This window comes from Bartonella sp. MR168JLCBS (assembly GCF_042194175.1).
The window spans coordinates 1-800 of sequence record NZ_JBHIMP010000291.1 but is presented as its reverse complement, the minus strand read 5'-3'; the positions used below and the strand labels follow the sequence as shown (position 1 = coordinate 800).

Below are 800 nucleotides of genomic sequence, written 5' to 3'. Positions count from 1 at the left end.
AGGTAAAGAGAACCACCTATGAGGACGATTGCTTCTCTATACTCTGTGTTAATTCTCTGTAAGGCCTCTTGAAGATGTGCTTGTGGGTTGGCAAGAAGCCCTACTTTTCTCGCTGATTCAGCTAAAATCGTTGGACAAAGACTTGCGTTGTTGTCGATCAACGGAATCGTATAAACTTTATCGACAAGGTTTGCTAAAGGGCGAAAATAACCGACAGTATCTTTGGTATTGAGCATACTGGCAATCATAATAATAGGACGGGTTGATTTTTTTTTCCATTGAATAAGTTCTGCCGCAACAACTTTTCCAGCAGCGGGATTGTGACCGCCATCTAACCATAAATCAATACCAGGAGACATTTGATCAACTAAATTTCCATGGGTAAGATGTTGCATCCGTGCTGGCCAGTAAATATTTTGCAAAGCATGACTAATTGCTTGTTCTGAAAGTCGAAAACCTGCTTGATAAATTGCTTCAAGAGAAGCTCCAGCATTGGCAATTTGATGCATTCCAATCAGATTAGGAAGTGGAAGATTTATGAGACCTTGATTGTTTTGAAAGACCATATGTCCATGTTCTGTATAGCTTTGATAATCTTGCTCAAATAAGGAAAAAGGTGCTTTGTTTTTATCAGCAAGGGTCGTTAAAACAGAAAGGGTTTCATCATGCTCTTGCTTACCGATAACCACTGGGACTTGCGGTTTTATAATTCCCCCTTTTTGAAAAGCGATTTGTGCAATTGTTTTTCCAAGAAAGGTTTCGTGATCATAGTCAATAGGCATGATAAGGGATACAGCTGG

At 39.6% G+C, this 800-nt stretch carries 1 protein-coding gene; it reads right to left on the bottom strand.

The window, feature by feature from the left end; translation table 11 throughout:
• On the bottom strand, nucleotides 1–800 hold an 800-nt coding region (locus tag ACFIK8_RS10945), incomplete at both ends, for a bifunctional folylpolyglutamate synthase/dihydrofolate synthase (RefSeq protein WP_375669442.1).